General features: G+C 62.2%; 19 protein-coding genes and 1 pseudogene. 13 read left to right on the top strand and 7 right to left on the bottom strand.

What is annotated here, in order from left to right; all coding sequences use genetic code 11:
* The first annotated feature begins 3 nt into the window (after nt 1-3).
* From J3P90_RS18045 to J3P90_RS18015, 7 genes are all read left to right on the top strand, one after another.
* Nucleotides 4-1992 carry a heme lyase CcmF/NrfE family subunit gene (locus J3P90_RS18045; protein WP_434675163.1) on the top strand — a complete coding sequence of 663 codons (1989 nt, stop codon included), beginning with the start codon at nt 4-6 and terminating at the stop codon, nt 1990-1992.
* The gene (locus J3P90_RS18040; protein WP_420767896.1) at nt 1989-2525 is read left to right on the top strand and encodes a DsbE family thiol:disulfide interchange protein; all 537 of its coding nucleotides are present in this window, start codon (nt 1989-1991) and stop codon (nt 2523-2525) included. Before J3P90_RS18045 ends, J3P90_RS18040 begins: the two co-directional genes overlap by 4 nt.
* On the top strand, nt 2522-2995 hold the full coding sequence (locus J3P90_RS18035) for a cytochrome c-type biogenesis protein (protein ID WP_434650335.1): 474 nt from the start codon (nt 2522-2524) through the stop codon (nt 2993-2995). Before J3P90_RS18040 ends, J3P90_RS18035 begins: the two co-directional genes overlap by 4 nt.
* Nucleotides 2988-4190 carry a c-type cytochrome biogenesis protein CcmI gene (ccmI, locus tag J3P90_RS18030; RefSeq protein ID WP_434610306.1) on the top strand — a complete coding sequence of 401 codons (1203 nt, stop codon included), beginning with the start codon at nt 2988-2990 and terminating at the stop codon, nt 4188-4190. The genes J3P90_RS18035 and ccmI overlap by 8 nt, the downstream gene beginning before the upstream one ends.
* A 14-nt stretch (nt 4191-4204) precedes the next feature.
* Entirely contained in the window at nt 4205-4612 is a 408-nt protein-coding gene (locus tag J3P90_RS18025) for a hypothetical protein (protein ID WP_434563034.1), read from the top strand.
* 150 nt (nt 4613-4762) lie between these two features.
* A complete protein-coding gene (speE, locus tag J3P90_RS18020; RefSeq protein WP_434563036.1) occupies nt 4763-5638 on the top strand; it encodes a polyamine aminopropyltransferase in 876 nt (291 codons plus the stop codon).
* A 272-nt stretch (nt 5639-5910) separates the two neighbouring features.
* Complete coding sequence (locus J3P90_RS18015; protein WP_420767891.1) at nt 5911-8004, top strand: LTA synthase family protein; 2094 nt, start codon at nt 5911-5913, stop codon at nt 8002-8004.
* A 55-nt stretch (nt 8005-8059) separates the two neighbouring features.
* Here the strand turns inward: J3P90_RS18015 and J3P90_RS18010 are convergent, their stop codons facing one another.
* On the bottom strand, nt 8060-8212 hold the full coding sequence (locus J3P90_RS18010; protein ID WP_018606531.1) for a DUF3309 family protein: 153 nt from the start codon (nt 8210-8212) through the stop codon (nt 8060-8062).
* A gap of 288 nt (nt 8213-8500) precedes the next feature.
* Between J3P90_RS18010 and J3P90_RS18005 the strand changes: the two genes are divergently transcribed.
* The 3 genes from J3P90_RS18005 (at nt 8501) to csrA (ending at nt 10055) form a co-directional block, all read left to right on the top strand.
* A complete protein-coding gene (locus tag J3P90_RS18005) occupies nt 8501-9316 on the top strand; it encodes an SDR family oxidoreductase (protein WP_434610309.1) in 816 nt (271 codons plus the stop codon).
* Nucleotides 9317-9373: 57 nt separating this feature from the next.
* A complete protein-coding gene (locus J3P90_RS18000) occupies nt 9374-9706 on the top strand; it encodes a YnfA family protein (RefSeq protein WP_434563038.1) in 333 nt (110 codons plus the stop codon).
* 148 nt (nt 9707-9854) lie between these two features.
* Nucleotides 9855-10055 (top strand): carbon storage regulator CsrA, encoded by a 201-nt coding sequence (csrA, locus tag J3P90_RS17995; RefSeq protein WP_420767888.1) that lies wholly within the window; start codon nt 9855-9857, stop codon nt 10053-10055.
* Here the strand turns inward: csrA and J3P90_RS17990 are convergent.
* The 5 genes from J3P90_RS17990 to mnmC all read right to left on the bottom strand — a co-directional run bounded on the left by J3P90_RS17990 (nt 10044) and on the right by mnmC (nt 17607).
* A complete protein-coding gene (locus J3P90_RS17990) occupies nt 10044-10271 on the bottom strand; it encodes a YheU family protein (RefSeq protein WP_024778700.1) in 228 nt (75 codons plus the stop codon). The two genes, csrA and J3P90_RS17990, sit on opposite strands and share 12 nt — an antisense overlap.
* A 179-nt stretch (nt 10272-10450) precedes the next feature.
* Nucleotides 10451-11641: an osmoprotectant NAGGN system M42 family peptidase gene (locus tag J3P90_RS17985; protein WP_434675162.1), complete on the bottom strand. Its 1191-nt coding sequence runs from the start codon at nt 11639-11641 to the stop codon at nt 10451-10453.
* Between the two features lie 175 nt (nt 11642-11816).
* Nucleotides 11817-13562: an N-acetylglutaminylglutamine synthetase gene (gene ngg, locus J3P90_RS17980; RefSeq protein WP_420767886.1), complete on the bottom strand. Its 1746-nt coding sequence runs from the start codon at nt 13560-13562 to the stop codon at nt 11817-11819.
* Between the two features lie 3 nt (nt 13563-13565).
* Nucleotides 13566-15338: an N-acetylglutaminylglutamine amidotransferase gene (locus tag J3P90_RS17975; protein WP_434675161.1), complete on the bottom strand. Its 1773-nt coding sequence runs from the start codon at nt 15336-15338 to the stop codon at nt 13566-13568.
* 286 nt (nt 15339-15624) lie between these two features.
* Nucleotides 15625-17607 carry a bifunctional tRNA (5-methylaminomethyl-2-thiouridine)(34)-methyltransferase MnmD/FAD-dependent 5-carboxymethylaminomethyl-2-thiouridine(34) oxidoreductase MnmC gene (mnmC, locus tag J3P90_RS17970; RefSeq protein WP_434675160.1) on the bottom strand — a complete coding sequence of 661 codons (1983 nt, stop codon included), beginning with the start codon at nt 17605-17607 and terminating at the stop codon, nt 15625-15627.
* Between the two features lie 150 nt (nt 17608-17757).
* Between mnmC and pap the strand changes: the two genes are divergently transcribed.
* Entirely contained in the window at nt 17758-19269 is a 1512-nt protein-coding gene (gene pap, locus J3P90_RS17965; RefSeq protein ID WP_434675159.1) for a polyphosphate:AMP phosphotransferase, read from the top strand.
* Between the two features lie 104 nt (nt 19270-19373).
* Nucleotides 19374-20558, top strand: a complete 1185-nt coding sequence (locus J3P90_RS17960; RefSeq protein WP_434675158.1) for a thiolase family protein — start codon at nt 19374-19376, stop codon at nt 20556-20558.
* Between the two features lie 148 nt (nt 20559-20706).
* On the opposite strand, the pseudogene J3P90_RS17955 reads toward J3P90_RS17960, so the two are convergent.
* Nucleotides 20707-20901: pseudogene (locus tag J3P90_RS17955) on the bottom strand (DUF6316 family protein); the annotation flags it as partial.
* 190 nt (nt 20902-21091) lie between these two features.
* On the opposite strand from J3P90_RS17955, the gene J3P90_RS17950 reads away from it, so the two are divergent.
* Nucleotides 21092-22054, top strand: a complete 963-nt coding sequence (locus tag J3P90_RS17950) for a DMT family transporter (protein ID WP_434675157.1) — start codon at nt 21092-21094, stop codon at nt 22052-22054.
* The last annotated feature ends 41 nt before the right edge of the window (nt 22055-22095 follow it).

The raw sequence follows: 22095 nt of genomic DNA, 5'->3' as shown, positions 1-22095 counted from the left end.
AAGATGACCACCGGTATCTTCATCCCCGAGCTGGGCCATCTGGCGATGATCCTGGCCCTGTGTTTCTCCCTGGTGCAGGCCGTGGTTCCATTGCTCGGCGCCTGGCGTGGTGACCGTCTGTGGATGAGCCTCGCCCAGCCAGCGGCATGGGGACAGTTCGCGTTCATGCTGTTTGCCTTCGCCTGCCTGACCTACGCGTTCATGGCCGACGACTTTTCCGTTGAGTACGTCGCCAGCAACTCCAACAGCGCCTTGCCCTGGTACTACAAGTTCAGCGCGGTGTGGGGCGCCCACGAAGGTTCGTTGTTGCTCTGGGCCTTGATCCTCGCCGGCTGGACCTTTGCCGTGTCGGTGTTCTCTCGGCAATTGCCCCAGGTGATGCTGGCCCGGGTATTGGCGGTGATGGGCATCATCAGCACCGGTTTCCTGCTGTTTTTGATCGTCACGTCCAACCCGTTCGAGCGCATCCTGCCCCAGGTGCCGACCGACGGTCGCGACCTGAACCCGTTGCTCCAGGACATAGGCCTGATTGTCCATCCGCCGATGCTGTACATGGGGTACGTCGGTTTTTCCGTGGCCTTCGCGTTTGCCATCGCCGCGTTGCTCGGTGGTCGCCTCGATGCCGCTTGGGCTCGCTGGTCGCGCCCATGGACCATTGTTGCCTGGGCCTTTCTCGGCATCGGCATCACCCTCGGCTCGTGGTGGGCCTACTATGAACTCGGCTGGGGCGGCTGGTGGTTCTGGGACCCGGTGGAAAACGCCTCGTTCATGCCATGGCTCGTCGGCACGGCCCTGATCCATTCCCTGGCGGTCACGGAAAAGCGCGGGGTATTCAAGAGCTGGACGGTCCTGCTGGCCATCGCGGCATTCTCCTTGAGCCTGCTGGGAACCTTCCTCGTGCGTTCCGGCGTGCTGACGTCGGTGCATGCCTTCGCCTCGGACCCGGAGCGTGGCGTGTTCATCCTGATGTTCCTGATGGTCGTGGTCGGCGGTTCGCTGACGCTGTTCGCCCTGCGCGCGCCGGTGGTCAAGAGCCAGGTCGGCTTCAACCTCTGGTCCCGGGAAACCCTGCTGTTGGGCAACAACCTGGTGCTGGTGGTGGCGGCGTCGATGATCCTGCTGGGCACGCTGTACCCGCTGGTGCTCGATGCGTTGTCCGGCGCCAAGCTGTCGGTTGGCCCGCCGTATTTCAACGCATTGTTCATACCGCTGATGGCGATCCTCATGTTGGTGATGGCCGTCGGCGTGCTGGTGCGCTGGAAAGACACGCCGGTCAAATGGCTGATGGGCATGCTGACACCGGTGCTGTTGGGCACGGCTGCCCTGGCCGTGGTGGCCGGGATCGCCTACGGCGACTTCAACTGGGCCGTGTTGGCGACCTTCGTCCTGGCCGCCTGGGTGTTGCTGGCCGGCGTTCGGGACGTCTTCGACAAGACCCGTCACAAAGGCCTGATCAAGGGCCTGCCAACTCTGACCCGCAGTTATTGGGGCATGCAACTCGCCCACCTGGGCATCGCCGTTTGCGCCCTGGGCGTGGTGCTGTCCAGCCAGAACAGTGCCGAACGTGACCTGCGACTGTCGCCAGGCGAATCCATGGACCTGGGTGGCTACCAGTTCGTCTTCGAGGGCGCCAAGCATTTCGAAGGGCCTAACTTCACCTCCGACAAGGGCACCGTGCGGGTCCTTCGCAACGGCCAGGAAATTACCGTGCTGCACCCGGAGAAACGCCTCTACACCGTGCAGAACTCGGTGATGACCGAAGCCGGGATCGATGCTGGTTTCACCCGTGATCTCTATGTCGCGCTGGGCGAATCCCTGGGCGATGGCGCCTGGGCGGTGCGCGTCCACGTCAAGCCGTTCGTGCGCTGGATCTGGTTCGGTGGCTTGCTGACCGGCCTGGGCGGAGTCCTGGCGGCGCTGGATCGTCGTTATCGCGTCAAAGTGAAGACCCGGGTGCGTGAAGCGCTGGGCGTGACAGGAGCCACTGCATGAAACGTTGGTTGATGGTATTGCCGCTGGCGCTGTTCCTGATGGTTGCGGTGTTCCTCTACCGGGGGCTGTTCTTGAATCCGTCGGAGTTGCCCTCGGCGCTGATCGGCAAGCCGTTCCCGGAATTTTCCCTGCCCTCGGTACAAGGCGACAGGACCCTGACCCACGCCGACCTGCAGGGCAAGCCGGCGTTGGTCAACGTGTGGGGTACCTGGTGCATTTCCTGCCGGGTCGAGCATCCGGTGTTGAACAAGCTGGCCCAGAATGGCGTGGTGATCTACGGCGTCAACTACAAGGACGTCAACGCCGACGCCTTGAAATGGCTGGCTGAATTCCACAACCCATATCAGCTCGATATACGCGACGAGGAGGGCACCCTCGGCCTGAACCTGGGTGTGTACGGCGCGCCGGAAACCTTCTTCATCGACGCCAAGGGCATCATCCGCGACAAGTTCGTCGGTGTGATCGACGAACAGGTCTGGCGCGAAAAACTGGCTGGCAAATACCAGGCCCTGGTGGATGAGGCCAAGCCATGAAGCGCTGGTTAGCCGCCGCGGTCCTCGGCTTGAGTCTGTCGGGTGTGACCCATGCCGCCATCGATACCTATGAATTCGCCAATGACGCCGAGCGCGAGCGGTTTCGCGAGCTGACCAAGGAGTTGCGCTGCCCCAAATGTCAGAATCAGGACATCGCCGATTCCAACGCGCCGATCGCGACCGATTTGCGCAAGGAAATCTTCCGGATGCTCGGCGAGGGCAAGGACAACCAGCAAATCATCGATTTCATGGTGGATCGCTACGGTGAGTTCGTGCGCTACAACCCGGCCCTGTCTTCCAAGACCGCGCTGCTCTGGTTCGGCCCCGCCGGGCTGCTGCTGGGTGGTTTCGTGGTGATCGCGGTGATCGTGCGCCGCCGTCGGGTGCAGCGCAGCGCCGCCCCGGATACGCTTTCTGTCGAAGAGCGCCAGCGCCTCGACCAACTGTTGGATAAAACCAAGCATGATTGATTTCTGGCTCGCCGCAGGTCTGCTTCTCCTGGTCGCCCTGAGTTTTCTGTTGATCCCCGTGTTACGTGGCCGTCGCGCCCAATTGGAAGAAGATCGCACCGCGCTGAACGTGGCGCTGTATCAGGAACGGGTTGCCGAACTGCAGGCCGAGCGGGAAGAGGGCGTGCTCAACGCGTCCCAACTGGACACCGGGCGCGCCGAGGCCGCCCGAGAATTGCTGGCTGATACCGAAGGCGCCGATGCGCCGCGTGAATCACGCCTGGGCAAGCCGTTGCCGCTTCTCGCCGCTGTGCTGGTGCCGGTGTTGGGCCTGGCGTTGTACCTGCATTTCGGTGCCATCGACAAAGTCGAACTGACCCGCGAATTCGCCCAGGCGCCGCAGTCCATGGAGGAGATGACCCTGCGCCTGGAGCGTGCGGTGGCGGCACAACCGGATTCCGCCGAGGGCTTGTATTTCCTCGGTCGGACCTACATGGCGCAGGATAGGCCGGCGGACGCGGCGAAGATTTTCGAACGCACCGTGGCGGTCGCGGGTCGCCAACCGGAGCTGTTGGGCCAATGGGCGCAGGCGCAGTACTTTGCCGATGGCAAGAAATGGTCGGATAAAGTCCAGGCCCTGACCGACGAAGCGCTGAAGCTCGACCCCAAGGAAGTGACCAGCCTTGGCCTGTTGGGCATCGCCGCGTTTGAAGGCGAGCGTTATCAGGAAGCGATCGATTATTGGGAACGCTTGCTGGCGCAATTGCCTGAAGGCGATAGATCCCGCGAAGCGTTGCAGGGCGGCATCACCCGGGCCACCGAGAAGCTCCAGGCCAGTGGGGGCAAGCTCGCCCAGGCGCCGACGGCCAAGGCCGTGGCACTGCTCAAGGTTCGCGTCGACCTGGCTCCGGCGCTCAAGGCGAAGGTGCAGCCGGGCGACAGCGTGTTCATTTTCGCCCGCGCCGTTTCCGGCCCGCCGGCGCCGCTGGCGGCCAAGCGCCTGACCGTCGCCGACCTGCCCGCCAGCGTCGAGTTGGGCGACGCGGACGCAATGATGCCGCAGCTGAAACTGTCGAACTTCCCCGAAGTCCAACTGGTGGCGCGTATATCCCGGGCCGGTCAACCGACCGCCGGCGAGTGGATCGGTCGCAGCCAGCCCTTGGCGAGCAGTACCACCGCACCGCAGCAATTGACCATCGACAGTCCGGACCAATGACAGGAACTCGCCCCATGACCGCCATCGCTCGTATCACACTGCTCACGCTCGTCCTGGGCCTGAGCGCTTGTGCGGTCCAGCGTCCGCCCGAACCTTCGGCGCCGCTGCCGCCCATACCGCCGTCGACACCGACCACCAAGCCAGCACCGTCGACCGCCCCCGGCAAACCGGTGACCCCGAACAAACCGGCCAAGCCAGTGCCTCGTACCTCCGCCAGTTTCGCGCCCCCACCCGGCGGCAACAGCCATTGGGATGCCAAGCTCGGGGTCTATGTGCTGGATGATCAGACCAATACCTTCTACCGCCAGCGCACCTACTATCGCTGGAACAATGGCTGGAGCCGTTCCGTCAGCCCGAACGGGCCGTGGGAAGACACCACCATCGAAGGCGTGCCGGCTGGGCTCGGACGCAAATTCAACTAAAAAACCATGGCGAGGGAGCTTGCTCCCTCGCCACAAAGGCTGCGTGTGTCGTCAGACAGTTGAAGGTTCGACCTGTCATCCCCAGCGTCGTAGAATGCGCGCCTTTGCGAGCCTCACTGGCCAACCGCGTATTTATCGGAGCACCTGACCATGACGACCACCCCGACCGGCGATTACCTTGAAACCCTCTACGAAGGCTATGGCCAGCGTTTTCGCATGGACAAGCTGCTGCATGAAGTGCGCACCGAGCACCAGCACCTGGTGATTTTCGAAAACCCGCGCATGGGCCGGGTCATGGCCCTGGACGGCGTGATCCAGACCACCGAAGCCGATGAATATATCTACCACGAGATGTTGACCCACGTGCCGATCCTGGCCCATGGCGCGGTCAAGCGCGTGCTGATCATTGGCGGTGGTGACGGCGGCATGCTGCGGGAAGTGACCAAGCATGTGGGCATCGAGCACATCACCATGGTGGAGATCGACGGCACGGTGGTGGACATGTGCAAGGAGTTTTTGCCGAACCATTCCAAGGGCGCCTATGACGATCCGCGCCTGAACCTGGTGATTGACGATGGCATGCGTTTCGTTGCCACGACCCAGGAAAAATTCGACGTCATCATTTCCGACTCCACCGACCCGATCGGTCCGGGCGAAGTACTGTTCTCGGAGAATTTCTACCAGGCATGCCACCGCTGCCTCAATGAAGGCGGGATCCTGGTCACTCAGAACGGCACGCCGTTCATGCAGTTGGGCGAAGTCCAGACCACCGCCGGGCGCTTGCACGGCCTGTTCGCCGACTGGCATTTCTACCAGGCCGCCGTGCCGACCTATATCGGCGGCGCCATGACCTTTGCCTGGGGTTCGACCAACGCCGCTTACCGCAAGCTCTCCCGCGAAACCCTGCGCGAGCGCTTTACCGGCAGCGGTATCGTGACGCGCTACTACAACCCCGAGATTCATATCGGTGCGTTCGCCATGCCGCAATACGTGCTGCAGGCGATCAACAAGCCGAGCAACGACTGACGTCAGCGACAGTCTGCTCCTGTGGCGAGAGAGCAAGCTCCCTCGCCACTAGGCGCTGGCCCTTTTGTGTTGCCAAATATTCAATCAACAAAATTTTCACGAAACCTTGCAGACAATCCCACGCGCTTTTATTGCGGCGGTTATTAATGGCAATGCCATGACCGTTCGTGCAAGATTTGCGCTTTCGCGCAAGCCCCGGCCTTGAATGGCTCAACAGAGGGCGCGCTGTTGTTCCTACTTTCGACCCCACTTCCAATAGGTCCTAAAACGACATGGCAATCCCGGACGCCCTGAGTCAGCAGCGCACCACGCATCGCCTGCTGCAACCGACCGTCAAATCGCACCTGGCCTACACGCTGCTCTGTGCCCTGGTGATGATGATCATGCTCAGCCTGCTACGCGTGGCGTTGCTGGTCTACAACCGCCAGATGATCCTCGATACCCCAGCCTCGACCTTCGTGGAAGCTTTTATCAATGGGCTGCGTTTCGACTTGCGCCTGGTCGTCTATCTCTGCATTCCGCTGCTGCTGGCATTGTTCAGCGCGCGGGCCATGGCGGCACGTGGGTTCTTTCGTTTCTGGCTGACGGTCACCTCCAGCATCGCGCTGTTCCTGGGCTTGATGGAGATGGACTTCTACCGTGAGTTTCACCAGCGCCTCAACGGCCTGGTCTTCCAGTACGTGAAGGAAGACCCCAAAACCGTGGCGAGCATGCTCTGGTATGGTTTTCCCGTGGTTCGTTACCTGCTGGCCTGGGTGGGCGGCACCATCATCCTGAGCCTGGCGTTCAAGGGCGCCGATCGTGCCACACGGCCGCGTGGGCCTTTCAGTGGCGGCAGCATCGGCACGCGCCAGATCGCGCCGTGGTATGGCCGTGTCGCCGTGTTCCTGGTTTGCCTGCTGGTGGCCGTGGCCGCTGCGCGTGGCACCCTGCGCCAAGGGCCACCGCTGCGTTGGGGTGACGTCTACACCACTGATTCCAACTTCGCCAACCAGTTGGGTCTCAACGGCACGCTGTCGCTGGTGGCAGCGGCGAAGAGCCGGATGTCCGAAGACCGTGACAACATCTGGAAAGCCACTCTTGAGCAGCCGCTGGCGCAGCAGACCGTGCGCGACATGCTGGTGATGGCCGACGACAAGCTGGTGGACGCCGAGACGGCCGCCGTGCGTCGCGACTACACGCCGCCTGCCGACAAGACGCTGCCGATCAAGAACGTCGTCGTGATCCTGATGGAAAGCATGGCCGGTCATTCCGTGGGCGCCCTTGGCGCGCCGGGCAACATCACGCCTTACCTGGACAAGCTGTCCAAGGAGGGCCTGCTGTTCGACCGCTTCTTCTCCAATGGCACGCACACCCACCAAGGTATGTTCGCCACCATGGCCTGCTTCCCGAACCTGCCAGGTTTCGAATACCTGATGCAGACGCCGGAAGGCAGTCACAAGCTGTCGGGCTTGCCGCAGCTGCTCAGCGCCCGTGAATATGACGACGTGTATGTCTATAACGGCGACTTCGCCTGGGACAACCAGTCGGGCTTCTTCAGCAGCCAGGGCATGACCACGTTCATCGGCCGTAACGACTTCGTGAACCCAGTGTTCTCCGATCCAACCTGGGGCGTGTCGGACCAGGACATGTTCGACCGTGGCCTGATCGAGCTCAAGGCACGGGAGAATGGCAAGCCGTTCTATGCGTTGTTGCAAACCCTGTCCAACCACACGCCCTACGCACTGCCAACGCCGTTGCCGGTGGAGCGCGTGACTGACCGTGGCAGCCTGAACGAACACCTGACCGCCATGCGTTACTCCGATTGGGCGCTGGGCCAGTTCTTCGAGAAGGCCCGCAAAGAGCCTTACTTCAAGGAAACCCTGTTCGTGGTGGTCGGCGACCATGGTTTTGGCAACGAGCGCCAGATCACCGAAATGGACCTGGGCCGCTTCAACGTGCCGATGCTGCTGATCGGACCGGGCGTGCAGGAGAAGTTTGGCCAGCGCAATCACACCGTGGGCACCCAGGTCGATATCGTCCCGACCATCATGGGCCGCCTCGGCGGGGAAGTGCGCAATCAATGTTGGGGCCGTGACCTGCTGAACCTGCCGCAAGGCGATACCGGTTTCGGCGTGATCAAGCCGTCCGGTAGCGAGCAGACCACGGCGATCATTCGCGACGACAAGATCCTGGTGCTGCCAAAAGAGAAAGAAATGGCGCCCAAGATGTATCGCTATGAACTCGGTGCGAACCCGCGGGCAGAAGTCATTCCGGATGCACCGGAAACTGCCGAGATGAAACTCAAGCTTGAATCGTTCCTGCAAACCGCGACAAAGAGTTTGTTGGATAACACCGCCGGCGTTATCGACGGCAAGCCGGACTGATAACCGGTGAATAAAAAAGAGGCCTTGAAGGCCTCTTTTTTTTGCGCTTGGGGATCTATATCTTGCCAAGTAACAGCAGGATCAACAGCACCACCAATACTACGCCGATGATACCGGACGGGCCGTAACCCCAACTTCTGGAGTGCGGGAAGACCGGAAGGCCACCGATCAGCAGGAGGATCAGGATGATGATAAGTATAGTGCCCATTGTTGATTTCCTTATTGGTCAGTTCTGGAGTGATGAAACTTTCAACTGCCAGCGCGCATGCATTAAATCCGGGCGGCTTATAAGCTCCGACCGTAACGTCCTGTAAAAAATTCAAAGTTTTTTGTCGTCGCCATTGCGCGCGGGTTGACGCCATCTCTTGCCAAGGTTTCAAACCCATCAACTGTCATGGTTTGCCCTCGCCATTCAGCAAGATGATGGAACGTGGGTCGGGCCGGCTCCTTCGCTACACTCGGCCCATCTCTCCCGGAACAACAAGGCTGTTTCCCTATGCAAAATCGCATGATGATCACCGGTGCTGGCTCTGGCCTGGGTCGCGAAATCGCGCTGCGCTGGGCCCGCGAAGGCTGGCGCCTGGCCTTGTCTGACGTCAGTGAACCGGGCCTGCAGGAAACCCTCAGGCTGGTTCGCGAAGCGGGCGGCGACGGCTTTGTGCAACGTTGCGACGTGCGTGACTACAGCCAGCTCACCGCGTTTGCCCAGGCTTGCGAAGAAAAACTTGGCGGCATCGACATCATCGTCAACAACGCTGGCGTGGCGTCGGGTGGATTCTTCAGCGAACTGTCCCTCGAGGATTGGGACTGGCAGATCGCGATCAACCTGATGGGGGTGGTCAAGGGCTGCAAGGCGTTCCTGCCACTGCTGGAAAAAAGCCGTGGCAAAATCATCAACATCGCCTCCATGGCGGCCCTGATGCAAGGCCCGGCCATGAGCAACTACAACGTGGCCAAGGCCGGCGTGGTGGCGTTGTCGGAAAGCCTGCTGATCGAACTGGCGCAGCAGGAAATCGGTGTGCACGTGGTCTGCCCGTCGTTCTTCCAGACCAACCTGCTGGACTCGTTCCGCGGGCCGACTCCCGCCATGAAAGCCCAGGTCGGTAAATTGCTGGAGAGCTCGCCGATCAGTGCCGCTGACATCGCCGACTACATCTACCAGCACGTTGCCGAGGGCCAGTTCATGATCCTGCCCCACGAACAGGGGCGCGCGGCCTGGACGTTGAAGCAGAAAAACCCACAGCTGCTCTACGACGAAATGACCGCCATGGCAGACAAAATGCGCGCCAAGGCGCGACACTCCCCAAGTTGACCTGCCTTCCCGGCATCCATCAGGATGGCGCCTCGTGCCCTCCTGATGGACCGCTCCATGCTCAATTACCTATGGTTTTTCCTTGCCGCGCTCTTTGAAATCGCCGGGTGCTATGCCTTCTGGATGTGGTTGCGCCAGGGCAAGAGCGCCTGGTGGATCGCGCCGGCGTTACTCAGCCTGACATTGTTCGCCCTGTTGCTGACTCGTATCGAAGCCACGTATGCCGGTCGCGCCTATGCCGCCTATGGTGGGATCTATATCGTCGCGTCCATCGGCTGGCTGGCGGTCATCGAGCGCGCGCGGCCGCTGGCTTCCGACTGGATCGGCGTGGCGCTCTGTGTAATGGGGGCGGGAATAATTCTCTTCGGGCCGCGATTCACGGGACCTTGATCGGCTTCGATAAACGTTTTTTGCAGGACATTTCCTTCAGTTACAAGGATCCCGATGTGTAGGGGAATACTGAATTCGCGCCGGTATCTTGTGCATGGAAAACAGGCCGGGCATGGTCAAGGTCCAGACACTCTTAAGGACAAGAACCATGCTCGTATTAAGCCGCGCAGTGGGCGAGTTGATTTCCATCGGTGACAATATTTCCGTGCGCGTGCTGTCGGTCAGCGGCAGCACCGTGCGTTTCGGCGTGGAGGCGCCTCGACACGTCGAAGTGCATCGTTCCGAAATCTACGACAAGATTCAGAGAAAAAAGGCCCAGGCGGCACGCAAGGCCTGTTCAATCGAATAGATGCTTGGGCACGTCGTGCTTGAGCATCAATTGGCATTGTTCGCTTTCCGGATCGAAGACAATCATTGCCTGGCCTTTGGTCAGGGCCTGGCGGACCCGCAGGACGCGGGTTTCCAAAGGCGTGTCGTCGCCATTGTCGGTCCCGTCACGGGTGACGAAATCCTCGATCAGGCGGGTGAGGGTGTCGACTTCGAGTTGGTCGTGGGGGATCAGCATGATAGGGCTCCGCTAAATATTGGGCGGATGCTACGGCGGATGAGCTGTGGCGGCTAGCCCGGGGTTTCTCATGTCTGCTCTGGCTTCATCGCGAGCAAGCTCGCTCCCACAGGGCCTCAGTGCATTGAAGTCTGTCGTGGGAGCGAGCGTGTTCTTGATGGAATTGTGAGCATGTGGGATCAGCTATCGGAACGCTGCCCAATCAGGCTGTCCACAGAAGGCACCCGGGTGTCGCTTTCCATTTGTGCATCGTGTTCGATCTGATGGCTGAAGCGGTCCAGTGAACCCTGGGCCGGTTGCGCATCGCTGGCAAACACCGGCGGGCTGAGGATGTAGGCGCCGAGCAGACGGCTGAGAGCCGCCAGACTGTCGATGTGGGTGCGTTCGTAGCCATGGGTGGCGTCGCAGCCGAAAGCGAGCAGGGCGGTGCGGATGTCGTGGCCGGCGGTGATCGCGGAATGGGCGTCACTGAAGTAGTAGCGAAACAGGTCACGGCGCGCCGGCAGTTCGTTTTCCTTGGCCAGTTTCAATAAGTGCCGCGACAGATGGTAGTCGTAAGGGCCGCCGGAATCCTGCATCGCCACGCTTACGGCGTGTTCGCTGGAGTGCTGGCCCGGCGCGACCGGTGCGATGTCGATCCCGACGAACTCACTGACGTCCCAGGGCAGCGCGGCGGCCGCGCCGCTGCCGGTCTCCTCGGTGATGGTGAACAGCGGATGGCAATCGATCAGCAGCTCTTCGCCGCTGTCGACGATGGCCTTCAGCGCCGCCAACAACGCGGCGACCCCGGCCTTGTCATCCAGGTGACGGGCGCTGATATGGCCGCTTTCGGTGAATTCGGGCAAGGGATCGAAGGCCACGTAGTCGCCGATGCCCACGCCCAGGGTCTCGCAATCGGCGCGGGTGGCGCAGTAGGCATCCAGGCGCAGTTCGATGTGGTCCCAACTGATGGGCATTTCATCCACGGCGGTATTGAACGCGTGACCGGACGCCATCAACGGCAGGACGCTGCCGCGAATCACGCCCGTATCGGTAAACAGGCTGACCCGGCTGCCCTCGGCAAACCGGCTCGACCAGCAACCCACGGGCGCCAGTGTCAGGCGACCGTTGTCCTTGATGGCCCGGACCGAGGCGCCAATGGTGTCCAGGTGCGCCGACACTGCGCGGTCGGGGCTGCTCTTGCGGCCCTTGAGGGTGGCGCGGATGGTGCCGCGCCGGGTCATTTCGAAAGGAATGGCAAGCTCTTCGAGGCGCTCGGCGACGTAACGGACAATGGTGTCGGTGAAACCGGTAGGGCTGGGAATGGCGAGCATTTCCAGCAAGACTTTCTGCAGGTATTCGAGATTCGGTTCGGGAATCTTACTGATCATGGAAACTCCTCGCGAAATATTGGAACGAGAGACCCGTGGCGAGGGAGCTTGCTCCCGCTCGACTGCGAAGCAGTCGCCTTGAGCTCAAATCGGAGCACTAAGTGAGTCAGCGGGGCCGCCTCGCGCTAGTGGCCGGCCCGGCCCAGCGGGAGCAAGCTCCCTGGCCACAGAAATCTCAGACCACCGCTTGGCTATGGGGAAACAACAAGTCCACAAAACGCTCTGCGGTGGGTTGCGGTTCGTGATTGGCCAGCCCGGCGCGTTCGTTGGCTTCGATGAACACGTATTCCGGTTGATCAGCCGCCGGGACGAGCAGGTCCAGGCCGACCATCGGGATGTCCAGGGCCCGTGCTGCACGAACCGCCGCATCGGCCAGGGTCGGATGGAGGATGGCGGTCACGTCCTCCAGGACGCCACCGGTATGCAGGTTCGCCGTGCGCCGTACGAACAGATGCTCACCCTTGGGCAGCACGCTGTCGTAGGCATAACCGGCCGCGCTCAAGGTGCGCTCGGTTTCGGCATCCATCGGGATCTTGCTCTCACCGCCGGTAGCGGCCTGGCGCCGTCGGCTCTGGGCTTCGATGAGCGCGCCGATGGTGTGCTGCCCGTCGCCGATTACCTCGGCCGGGCGACGGATTGCCGCGGCCACCACTTCAAAACCGATCACGAGGATTCGCAAGTCCAACCCTTCGTGGAAGCTTTCTAGCAATACCCGGCTGTCAAACCGCCGGGCAGCTTCGATGGCGGCCTGTACTTCTTCGATCGTGCGCAGGTCCACCGCCACGCCTTGGCCCTGTTCGCCGTCCAACGGCTTCACGACCACCCGTTCATGCTCATCGAGAAACGCCAGGTTGTCGTCGGCATTGCCCGCCAGCTGTTGGGCCGGCAGGTTCAGGCCAGCGTTTTTCAGCACTTTGTGGGTCAGGCTCTTGTTCTGGCAGAGCGTCATGCTGATTGCGCTGGTCAGGTCGCTCAGCGATTCCCGGCAGCGAATCCGGCGGCTGCCGTGCATCAGGGTGAACAGGCCGGCCTCGGCGTCGTCCACTTGCACTTCGATGCCGCGACGATGCGCTTCCTCGACGATGATCCGCGCATAGGGGTTGAATTGCGCCTCGGGGCCGGGCCCAAGGAACAACGGCTGGTTGATGCCATTCTTGCGCTTGATGGCGAAGGTCTGGAGGCTGCGGAAACCGAGTTTGGCATAGAGGTTTTTCGCCATCCGATTATCGTGCAGTACCGACAGGTCGAGGTAGCTCAAGCCCCGGCTCATGAAATGCTCGATGAGGTGGCGCACCAGCACCTCGCCAACGCCGGGGCGTGAACACTGTGGGTCCACCGCCAGGCACCAGAGACTGCTGCCGTTTTCTGGATCGTTGAAAGCTTTCTGGTGATTGAGGCCCATCACGCTGCCAATCACCGCGCCGGTGTCGTCGTCCTCGGCCAGCCAGTAGACCGGGCCACCTTGATGGCGCGGTGTCAATCGCTCCGGGTCGATGGGCAGCATGCCGCGAGCCTGGTACAGCTGGTTGATGGCCTGCCAGTCGCTGTCGTTCTGGGCGCGGCGGATCCGGAAACCGCGGAATACTCGCGTGGCTTGTCGGTAATCGCTGAACCACAGGCGCAGGGTGTCGGACGGATCGAGAAACAGGTGCGCCGGCTCCAGCCCCAGCACTTGCTGGGGCGCGGCGACGTACAGGGCGATGTCCCGTTCGCCGGGTTGTTCGTTGAGCAGTTCCTGGGCCAGGGTCGCCGGGTCCGGGAACGTATGGCCGATCAGCAGCCGGCCCCAGCCGCAATGCACGGCGATGGGGGCGGCATTGAGTTCGCTGCCGTCTTCGGCCAGGCGTGCCTGCAAGCGTTCGTAGGACGGCGGTTGGCCGCGCAAGAGTCGTTGGTTGTGGAGGGTGGAATGGGGTTTCATCGGTCAGATTCCTTGCTCGCTGAGCCACAGGTTCAGCGCTGCCAATTGCCACAGCCGCGAACCGCGCAACGGCGTCAGCTGGCCGTTGGGGTCGGTCAGCAGGCGATCAAGCATGGTCGGGTTGAACAGGCCGCGATCCTGGCTCGGATCCAGCAGCAGTTCACGGACCCAGGCCAGGGTGTTGCCTTCAAGGTGCTTGAGGCCCGGCACCGGGAAATAGCCTTTCTTGCGGTCGATGACCTCGCTCGGGATCACCCGGCGTGCCGCTTCCTTGAGCACGTGCTTGCCGCCCTCGGGGAGCTTGAATTTGGCCGGCACCCGAGCGGAAAGCTCCACCAGACGGTAGTCGAGGAACGGTGTGCGTGCTTCCAGGCCCCAGGCCATGGTCATGTTGTCGACGCGCTTGACCGGGTCGTCCACCAGCATCACCGTGCTGTCCAGGCGCAAGGCCTTGTCGACGGCGGCATCGGCGCCCGGCTGGTCGAAGTGCTCCTTGACGAAGTCTCCGGCGGCATCGTTGGCCGTCAGCCATTTGGGTTGAACGGTGGCGGCATACTCCTCGTAAGTGCGGTCGAAGAACGCCGCGCGATAGGCCGCATACGGGTCGCTGGCGCCATCCACTTGCGGATACCAATGGTAACCGGCGAACAACTCATCGGCGCCCTGGCCGCTCTGAACCACTTTGCAGTGCTTGGCCACTTCCCGCGAGAGCAGGTAGAAGGCGATGCAGTCGTGGCTCACCATCGGTTCACTCATGGCGCGGAACGCGGCGGGCAACTGTTCAATGATTTCTTTTTCGTCGATGCGCAACTGATGGTGGCGGGTGCCGTAGTGCTTGGCGATCAGGTCTGAATATTGAAACTCGTCGCCGCGCTCACCGCCGGCGTCCTGGAAGCCGATGGAGAAGGTGGACAGGTCGTCAACGCCGACTTCGCGCAGCAGGCCCACGAGCATGCTCGAGTCCACGCCGCCCGACAGCAGCACGCCGACATCGACGGCGGCGCGCTGGCGGATGGCGACCGCTTCGCGGGTGCTGTCCAATACACGCTCGATCCAGTCTTCCAGGTTGAGGTTCTGCTCGTCGGGCCGGGGACCGTAGGGCAGCGTCCACCAGGTTTTCTGCTCAGTGCTGCCATCCGCCTCGACACGCATCCAAGTGGCCGGGGGCAACTTCTCGATACCAGCCAGCAAGGTGCGAGGCGCCGGGACGACCGCGTGGAAATTGAGGTAGTGATTCAGCGCGACCGGGTCGAGCACCGGGTTGATGTCGCCGCCCTTGAGCAATGCCGGCAATGCCGAGGCGAAGCGCAGGCGCTGGCCGGTGCGAGACAGGTACAGCGGCTTCACGCCGAGACGGTCACGGGCGATGAACAGCCGCTTGGCGTCGCGCTCCCAGATGGCGAAGGCGAACATGCCGTTGAGCTTGGGCAGCAGAGCTTCGCCCCAGGCGTGATAGCCCTTGAGCAGCACTTCGGTGTCGCCGCCCGAATGAAAGGCGTAGCCCAGGCCTTCGAGTTCGGCCCGCAATTCCGGGTAGTTGTAGATCGCGCCGTTGAACGCCAGTGACAGGCCCAGTTGATTGTCGATCATCGGCTGGGCCGAGCCGTCGGACAGGTCCATGATTTTCAGGCGTCGATGGCCAAGGGCAATTGGGCCCTGGCTATGAAAGCCCCACGCGTCGGGGCCGCGAGGGGCCAAGTGATGGGTGATGCGCTCTACGGCCGCAAGGTCCGCAGGGTGTTGATCGAAACGTAACTCACCAGCTAATCCGCACATAAGTCCTTACCGGTTTTTCCGTTGGGGAGGGGTCAAGCCATACACGCCAAAAGGGCGGGTACTCTGAAACTGACCGGAGGGATGGCTGTGAGTTTTATATCGATGCGTTATAAGCCGACGGATGGAGGCTGTGGGTCTTGCGACATTTGTCCAGGAAAAACTAGACCTTGTGGGAGCGAGCCTGCTCGCGAAGGCGGTGGTTCAGCCAACTTCTAAGCCGGTTGAACCACCGCTTTCGCGAGCAGGCTCGCTCCCACAGGAGAATGTGGCGAATCGTCAAAGTCCGTCAGGCCTTGCCCCGAATCAACGCCCGTAACGCAAATCGGTTGGGATGACAGGCCTCGGCCACGCTTCGCGGCAGGGGCAGCGGTTCGTTCTCCAGCCACGCGGCGATCAGCTCGCCCGACAGCGGCGCGGTGATCAGGCCTCGGGAGCCGTGGCCGCTGTTGACGTACAGGCCGTCGAGCCAGGGGCAGGGGGCGTCGGGCACTTGACGGGCGTCCTTGGCCAGAACCGAATACGCCTCGATGAAGGCGGAGTGATCGGCCAGTGGCCCGACGATTGGCAGGTAGTCCGGGCTGGTACAGCGAAACGCCGCGCGGCCTTCCAGTTGCGCTGGGTCCAGCGCTTTGGCGTTGAGCCGGTCTACCAGGTCCACGGAAATATCTTCGAGCATCTTAAGGTTGCCGGCATGCTCGGCGGCGGTGGGGGTCAGGTCGTCGCTGTGAAAATCGAAACTGGCGCCCAACGTGTGCTCGCCCATTCGCGGCGGCGCCACGTAGCCTTCGGCACAGACCACCGTTGCCAGGCGCTGGCTGCGGGTGGTTTGCGGCAGGCGAGTGATCTGCCCGCGAATGCGCTTGAGGGGCAGCTCGGCGGCAGGCTCGAAACGTTTGATCTCGGCCGCGCTGGCGAGGATCGCCACCGGTGCGCTGGCCACGCAACGTTCGCCGTCCCAGGCCTGCCATTGGCCGTCGACACGCCGCAGTTCCAACACTTCATGGTGTGGCTGCAAGGTAATCGCCGGGTTCGAAGCCTGCCAGCGACACAGCGCTGGCGGATGCACCCAGCCGCCCTCGGGATAAAACAGGCCCCCGCTGGGCAAACCAATGCCGGCTTGCGCCTCGGCCTCATCGCGATCAAGCACCTTCAACAGACTGCCCGCAAAGGCCTCGGCCAAGCGCGCCTGGCGCTCGGCTTCCTTGGCATCGAAGGCCAATTGCAGGACACCGCAGCCGTCCCAGTCGAGGCTGCGCTGCAGGTGTTCGAGCACGCGCCGCGTGTAGCCGAAACCGCTGAGGATCATCTGCGACAGCGCCGTGCCGTGGGCCGACAGCTTGAGGTACAGCACGCCCTGGGGATTACCGGACGCTTCCTCGGCCAACCCAGCGTGACGCTCCAGCAAGGTCACGTGCCAGCCACGGGCCGCGAGGCTGGCCGCGCTGGCGCAACCGGCCAGTCCGCCGCCGATGACCAAGGCCCGCCGCTCGCCGGTATGCGGTGCGGGCCGGGCGTACCAGGGCTTGATCGGCGCGGGTGACGGCGTCTGCTCCGGCCAACCGAGGAACACGCCGCGAAGAATCTCCCATTTATGGCCGATGCCTGGCGTGCGCTTCATCTTGAAACCCGCCGCGTTCAACCGGCGCCGCACCCAGCCGGTGCTGGTGAAGGTGCTGAGGGTAGCCCCCGGCGCGGCCAGTCGCGCCAGCTCGGCGAACAGCTCGGCGCTCCACATCTCGGGGTTTTTCGCCGGGGCGAAACCGTCGAGGAACCAGGCGTCGATCCGCCCATCCAGTTGCGGCAATTGCTCCAGGGCATCGCCAATCAACAACGTCAGGGTGACCCGGCCGCTCGCCAGGGTCAGGCGCTGGAAACCTGGGTGGATCGCCATGTACTGCCCGAGCAATTGATCGGCCTGGACTTTGAGCGCGGGCCATAAGGCCAGGGCCCGGCGCAGGTCCTCGGGGCTCAGGGGAAACTTCTCGACGCTGACAAAATGCAGCCGTGCCCCGGCCGGTGCGCATTGCTCGAACAACTGCCAGGCGCAGAGGAAATTCAACCCGGTACCAAACCCGGTTTCACCGATCACCAGCCGCCCGCCCTCCGCCAGCCCGGCGAAACGCTCGGCGAGGTTGTTCTGTTGCAAGAACACGTAGCGGGTTTCTTCCAGGCCCGACTGGTCCGAGAAATAGACATCGTTGAACACCCGGGAGCGGGGGCGACCCTGGTCGTCCCAGTCGAGTTGGGCGTGGTGTTGAATGGGCGTCATGACGGGCTCGGCGAAAATGAAGGCGCCATTCTAGCCGATCGGCAAGGCGTTGCTTGATCCAAGGCAAGGGTGCCCGCATCCGGAAGGAATCTGCTGCGCAGGCGCGCATCCAATCCGCTAGTCTTGCCCCATTCCTTGAAGGAGCTGCCCATGTTCGAGTCCGCCGAAATCGGTCACGTCGTTGATAAAGAAACCTATGAGGCTGAAGTCCCGGCACTGCGCGAAGCGTTGCTCGAAGCGCAATACGAGCTGCACCAGCAGGGGCGTTTCCCGGTCATCGTACTGATCAACGGCATCGAAGGCGCGGGTAAGGGCGAGACGGTGAAGTTGCTCAACGAGTGGATGGATCCGCGATTGATCGAGGTCCGCACCTTCGACCAGCAGACTGACGAGGAGCTGGCGCGGCCGCCGGCCTGGCGCTATTGGCGGATGCTGCCGGCCAAGGGGCGCATGGGGATTTTTTTCGGTAATTGGTACAGCCAGATGCTGCAAGGGCGGGTCCACGGCGAGTTCAAGGACCCGCGGCTCGACCAAGGGATCAACGGTGCCGAACGCCTGGAGAAAATGCTCTGCGATGAGGGCGCGCTGATCTTCAAGTTCTGGTTTCACCTGTCCAAGAAACAGATGAAGGCCCGCCTCAAAAGCCTCAAGGACGATCCGCTGCACAGCTGGCGCATCAGCCCGCTGGACTGGCAGCAGTCGAAGACCTACGACAAGTTCGTCAAGTACGGCGAGCGCGTGCTGCGCCGCACCAGTCGCGATTACGCGCCGTGGCATGTGATCGAAGGGGTGGATGCCTGTTACCGCAGCCTTGCGGTCGGACGCATCTTGCTCGAAGGCTTGCGCCAGGCCCTGGATCGGCCGAAGGTCAAGGCGGCCAAGGTCAACGTGGCGCCGTTGCCAGCGCTGGATGACCAGGTGACCTTGATCGATAGCCTGGACATGACGCTACGTCTGGACAAGGCCGACTACGAAGAACAGTTGATCACCGAGCAGGCCCGCTTCGCCGGCCTGCTGCGCGACAAGCGCATGCGCCGGCATGCCCTGGTGGCCGTGTTCGAAGGCAACGACGCGGCGGGCAAGGGCGGTGCCATCCGCCGGGTCGCGGCGGCGCTCGATCCGCGCCAGTACAGCATCGTGCCGATTGCCGCGCCCACTGAGGAAGAACGTGCCCACCCCTACATGTGGCGGTTCTGGCGACATATTCCGGCCCGGGGCAAGTTCACCATGTTCGATCGCTCCTGGTACGGCCGGGTGTTGGTGGAGCGGGTCGAAGGCTTTTGCAGCCGTGCCGACTGGCTGCGAGCCTACGGTGAGATCAACGATTTCGAGGAACAGTTGGCCGATGCCGGCGTGGTGGTGGTGAAGTTCTGGCTGGCGATCGACAAGGAAACGCAGCTGGAGCGCTTCCAGGAGCGGGAGGAAATCCCCTTCAAGCGCTTCAAGATCACCGAGGACGACTGGCGCAACCGGGACAAGTGGGACGCCTATCGTTCGGCGGTCTGCGACATGGTCGATCGCACCAGCACCGAGATCGCTCCTTGGACGCTGGTGGAGGCCAATGACAAGCGCTGGGCCCGGGTCAAGGTGTTGCGCACGCTCAATGACGCGCTGGAGGCCGCGTTCGAGCGTTCCGCCAGGCAAGCGCGGAAAAAGAACTAGCACGATGGGCACGCATACGCGGGGTGAATGATTGTCGCGTTCGGTTATGCGGTGGATTTATCCTCGAATCCACTCTTAACCGATAACAACAATGAGGTGCCGCCATGCGTGAAGTGGTGATCGTCGACAGCGTACGGACCGGATTGGCCAAGTCCTTTCGCGGCAAGTTCAACATGACCCGTCCGGACGACATGGCGGCGCATTGCGTCAATGCGTTGCTGGCGCGTAACGACATCGACCCGGCCAGTGTCGAGGATTGCATCGTCGGCGCCGGTTCCAACGAAGGCGCCCAAGGCTTCAACATCGGGCGTAACGTGGCGGTGCTCTCGCAACTGGGCATCGGCACCGCCGGGATGACCCTTAACCGTTTCTGCTCCTCGGGCCTGCAAGCCATCGCGATTGCCGCCAACCAGATCGCCTCGGGTTGCAGCGAGATCATCGTCGCCGGCGGCGTCGAATCCATCAGCCTGACGATGAAGAGCGTCAACACCGACAACCTGATCAACCCATTGCTCAAGGAACAGGTGCCGGGAATCTACTTCCCCATGGGTCAGACTGCCGAGGTCGTCGCGCGCCGTTATCAGGTGAGCCGCGAGGCGCAGGACCGCTACGCCTTGCAGAGCCAGCAGCGCACGGCCCGGGCCCAGGCCGAAGGGCTGTTCAACGATGAAATCGTGCCGATGACGGTCAAGTACCGGGTCGAGGACAAGAACACCGGCGCGGTTCAGATTCTGGACGGTGTGGTTGACCGCGATGACTGCAACCGCCCCGATACCACCTACGAAAGCCTGGCCGGCTTGAAGCCGGTGTTTGCCGAGGACGGTTCGGTGACGGCGGGCAACTCTTCCCAACTGTCCGATGGCGCCTCGATGACGCTGGTGATGAGCCTGGAAAAAGCCCTGGCCCTGGGGCTCAAACCCAAGGCGTTTTTCCGCGGCTTTACCGTCGCCGGTTGCGAGCCGGACGAGATGGGCATCGGCCCGGTGTTCTCGGTGCCCAGGTTGCTCAAGGCCAAGGGGCTACAGATTGGCGACATCGATCTGTGGGAGCTCAACGAAGCGTTTGCCTCCCAATGCCTCTACAGTCGCAACCGGTTGGAAATCGATAACGAGAAATACAACGTCAACGGCGGCTCGATTTCCATCGGTCACCCGTTCGGCATGACCGGCTCGCGGCAAGTGGGGCATCTGGTGCGGGAGTTGCAACGGCGCAACCTGCGCTATGGCGTCGTGACCATGTGCGTGGGCGGCGGGATGGGGGCGACGGGGTTGTTCGAGGCGGTGCGATAAGCGCCGCCTCAGGAGCTTCGTGGCGAGGGCGCTTGCTCCCACTCGGCTGCGAAGCAGTTGCCCCTTTTTACTGGGTATGAACCATAGAAGGGCCGCTTTGCGGCCCAGCGGGAGCAAGCTCCCTCGCCACGGGAGCTGCAAACTGTTCAGCCACCTTGGGCAACTTCTGCATCCGTTGGATGTATGCCGCAATCTCCTGCTCCGCCGCCTCACGAGTTTCGAACGGACCTTCCTGGGTGCCTTCGCGCGTATTGAAATAAAATTCGCCATTCACCCGGCAGATCCGGTCACTGCGGAATACTGTCTTGGGGGCGTCTGTATCGTTTGCGCGCGTTCCTGGCATTTCGGGTCTCCATGGGGGCTGCGTGGTTGTCTCAATTGAGCATATGTGGTGTCGCAGGTTTGCGCCTGTCCAGCCGATCGACGGCTAGCGACCCGTACAATTGCGTCGGCGCCAAATGCCCGATTGTGCCTGTGCCACCGATCGATCCGAGCCTAGAATGGGCGTTCATATCGAGGGCTTCGAGGGTTGCATGCACATATCGTCCGGTCGCTGGGTCTACGGGCTTCTTCTGGCTTTGTTGACCGCCCTGTTGTGGGGAATCCTGCCGATCAAGCTCAAGCAAGTGCTGCAAGTGATGGATCCGGTGACGGTGACCTGGTTTCGGCTGATGGTGTCCGGCGGGTTGCTCTTCGTGTACCTGGCGGCGACACGGCGCCTGCCCAGCCGCAAGGTGCTTGGCCCGCGTGGCGGCTGGCTGGTGGTGATGGCGGTGTTGGGGCTGGTGGGTAACTACGTCCTGTACCTGATGGGCCTGAACCGCCTGAGTCCCGGTACGGCGCAACTGGTGGTGCAGATGGGCCCGATCATGCTGCTGGTCGCCAGTCTGTTTGTATTCAAGGAGCGTTTCAGCGTGGGGCAGGGCATTGGCCTGCTGGTGTTGCTGATTGGTTTTGCGCTGTTCTTCAACCAGCGTCTCACCGAGTTGCTGACGTCGTTGAGCGACTACACCGCCGGGGTTTTGCTGGTGCTGTCTGCGTCGACGGTCTGGACGTTTTATGCCCTGGGCCAGAAGCAACTGTTGACGGTCTGGAATTCATTGCAAGTGATGATGGTGATCTACCTGTTCTGCGCGTTGTTGCTCACGCCTTGGGTTCATCCGCTGGAGGCGTTGCAACTGACCCCATTGCAGGGCTGGCTGTTGCTCGCCTGTTGCCTCAACACGTTGATTGCTTATGGTGCGTTTGCCGAGGCGCTGGCCCATTGGGAAGCCTCGCGGGTCAGCGCGACCCTGGCGATCACGCCGCTGGTGACGTTCGCCGCCGTGGCGATGGCCGCCTGGTGGTGGCCCGAGTATGTCCATGCCGAACAGATCAACGTTTTGGGGTATGGCGGGGCGGTGTTGGTCGTGCTGGGGTCCGCGCTGGTGGCGTTGGGACCATCGCTCATCGCCGGGCTCAGGGCCCGGCGCGAGCGTTTGGCGGTGGGTCGCTAGATCGCTGAGGGAGCGTAGGTGGGTGTCATGTATGGTGATGT

The sequence above is a fragment of the Pseudomonas sp. D3-10 genome, from assembly GCF_051132175.1.
GTDB lineage: Bacteria > Pseudomonadota > Gammaproteobacteria > Pseudomonadales > Pseudomonadaceae > Aquipseudomonas.
Note: the sequence above shows the minus strand (reverse complement) of the source record. Positions and strands in the feature narration are given on the sequence as shown.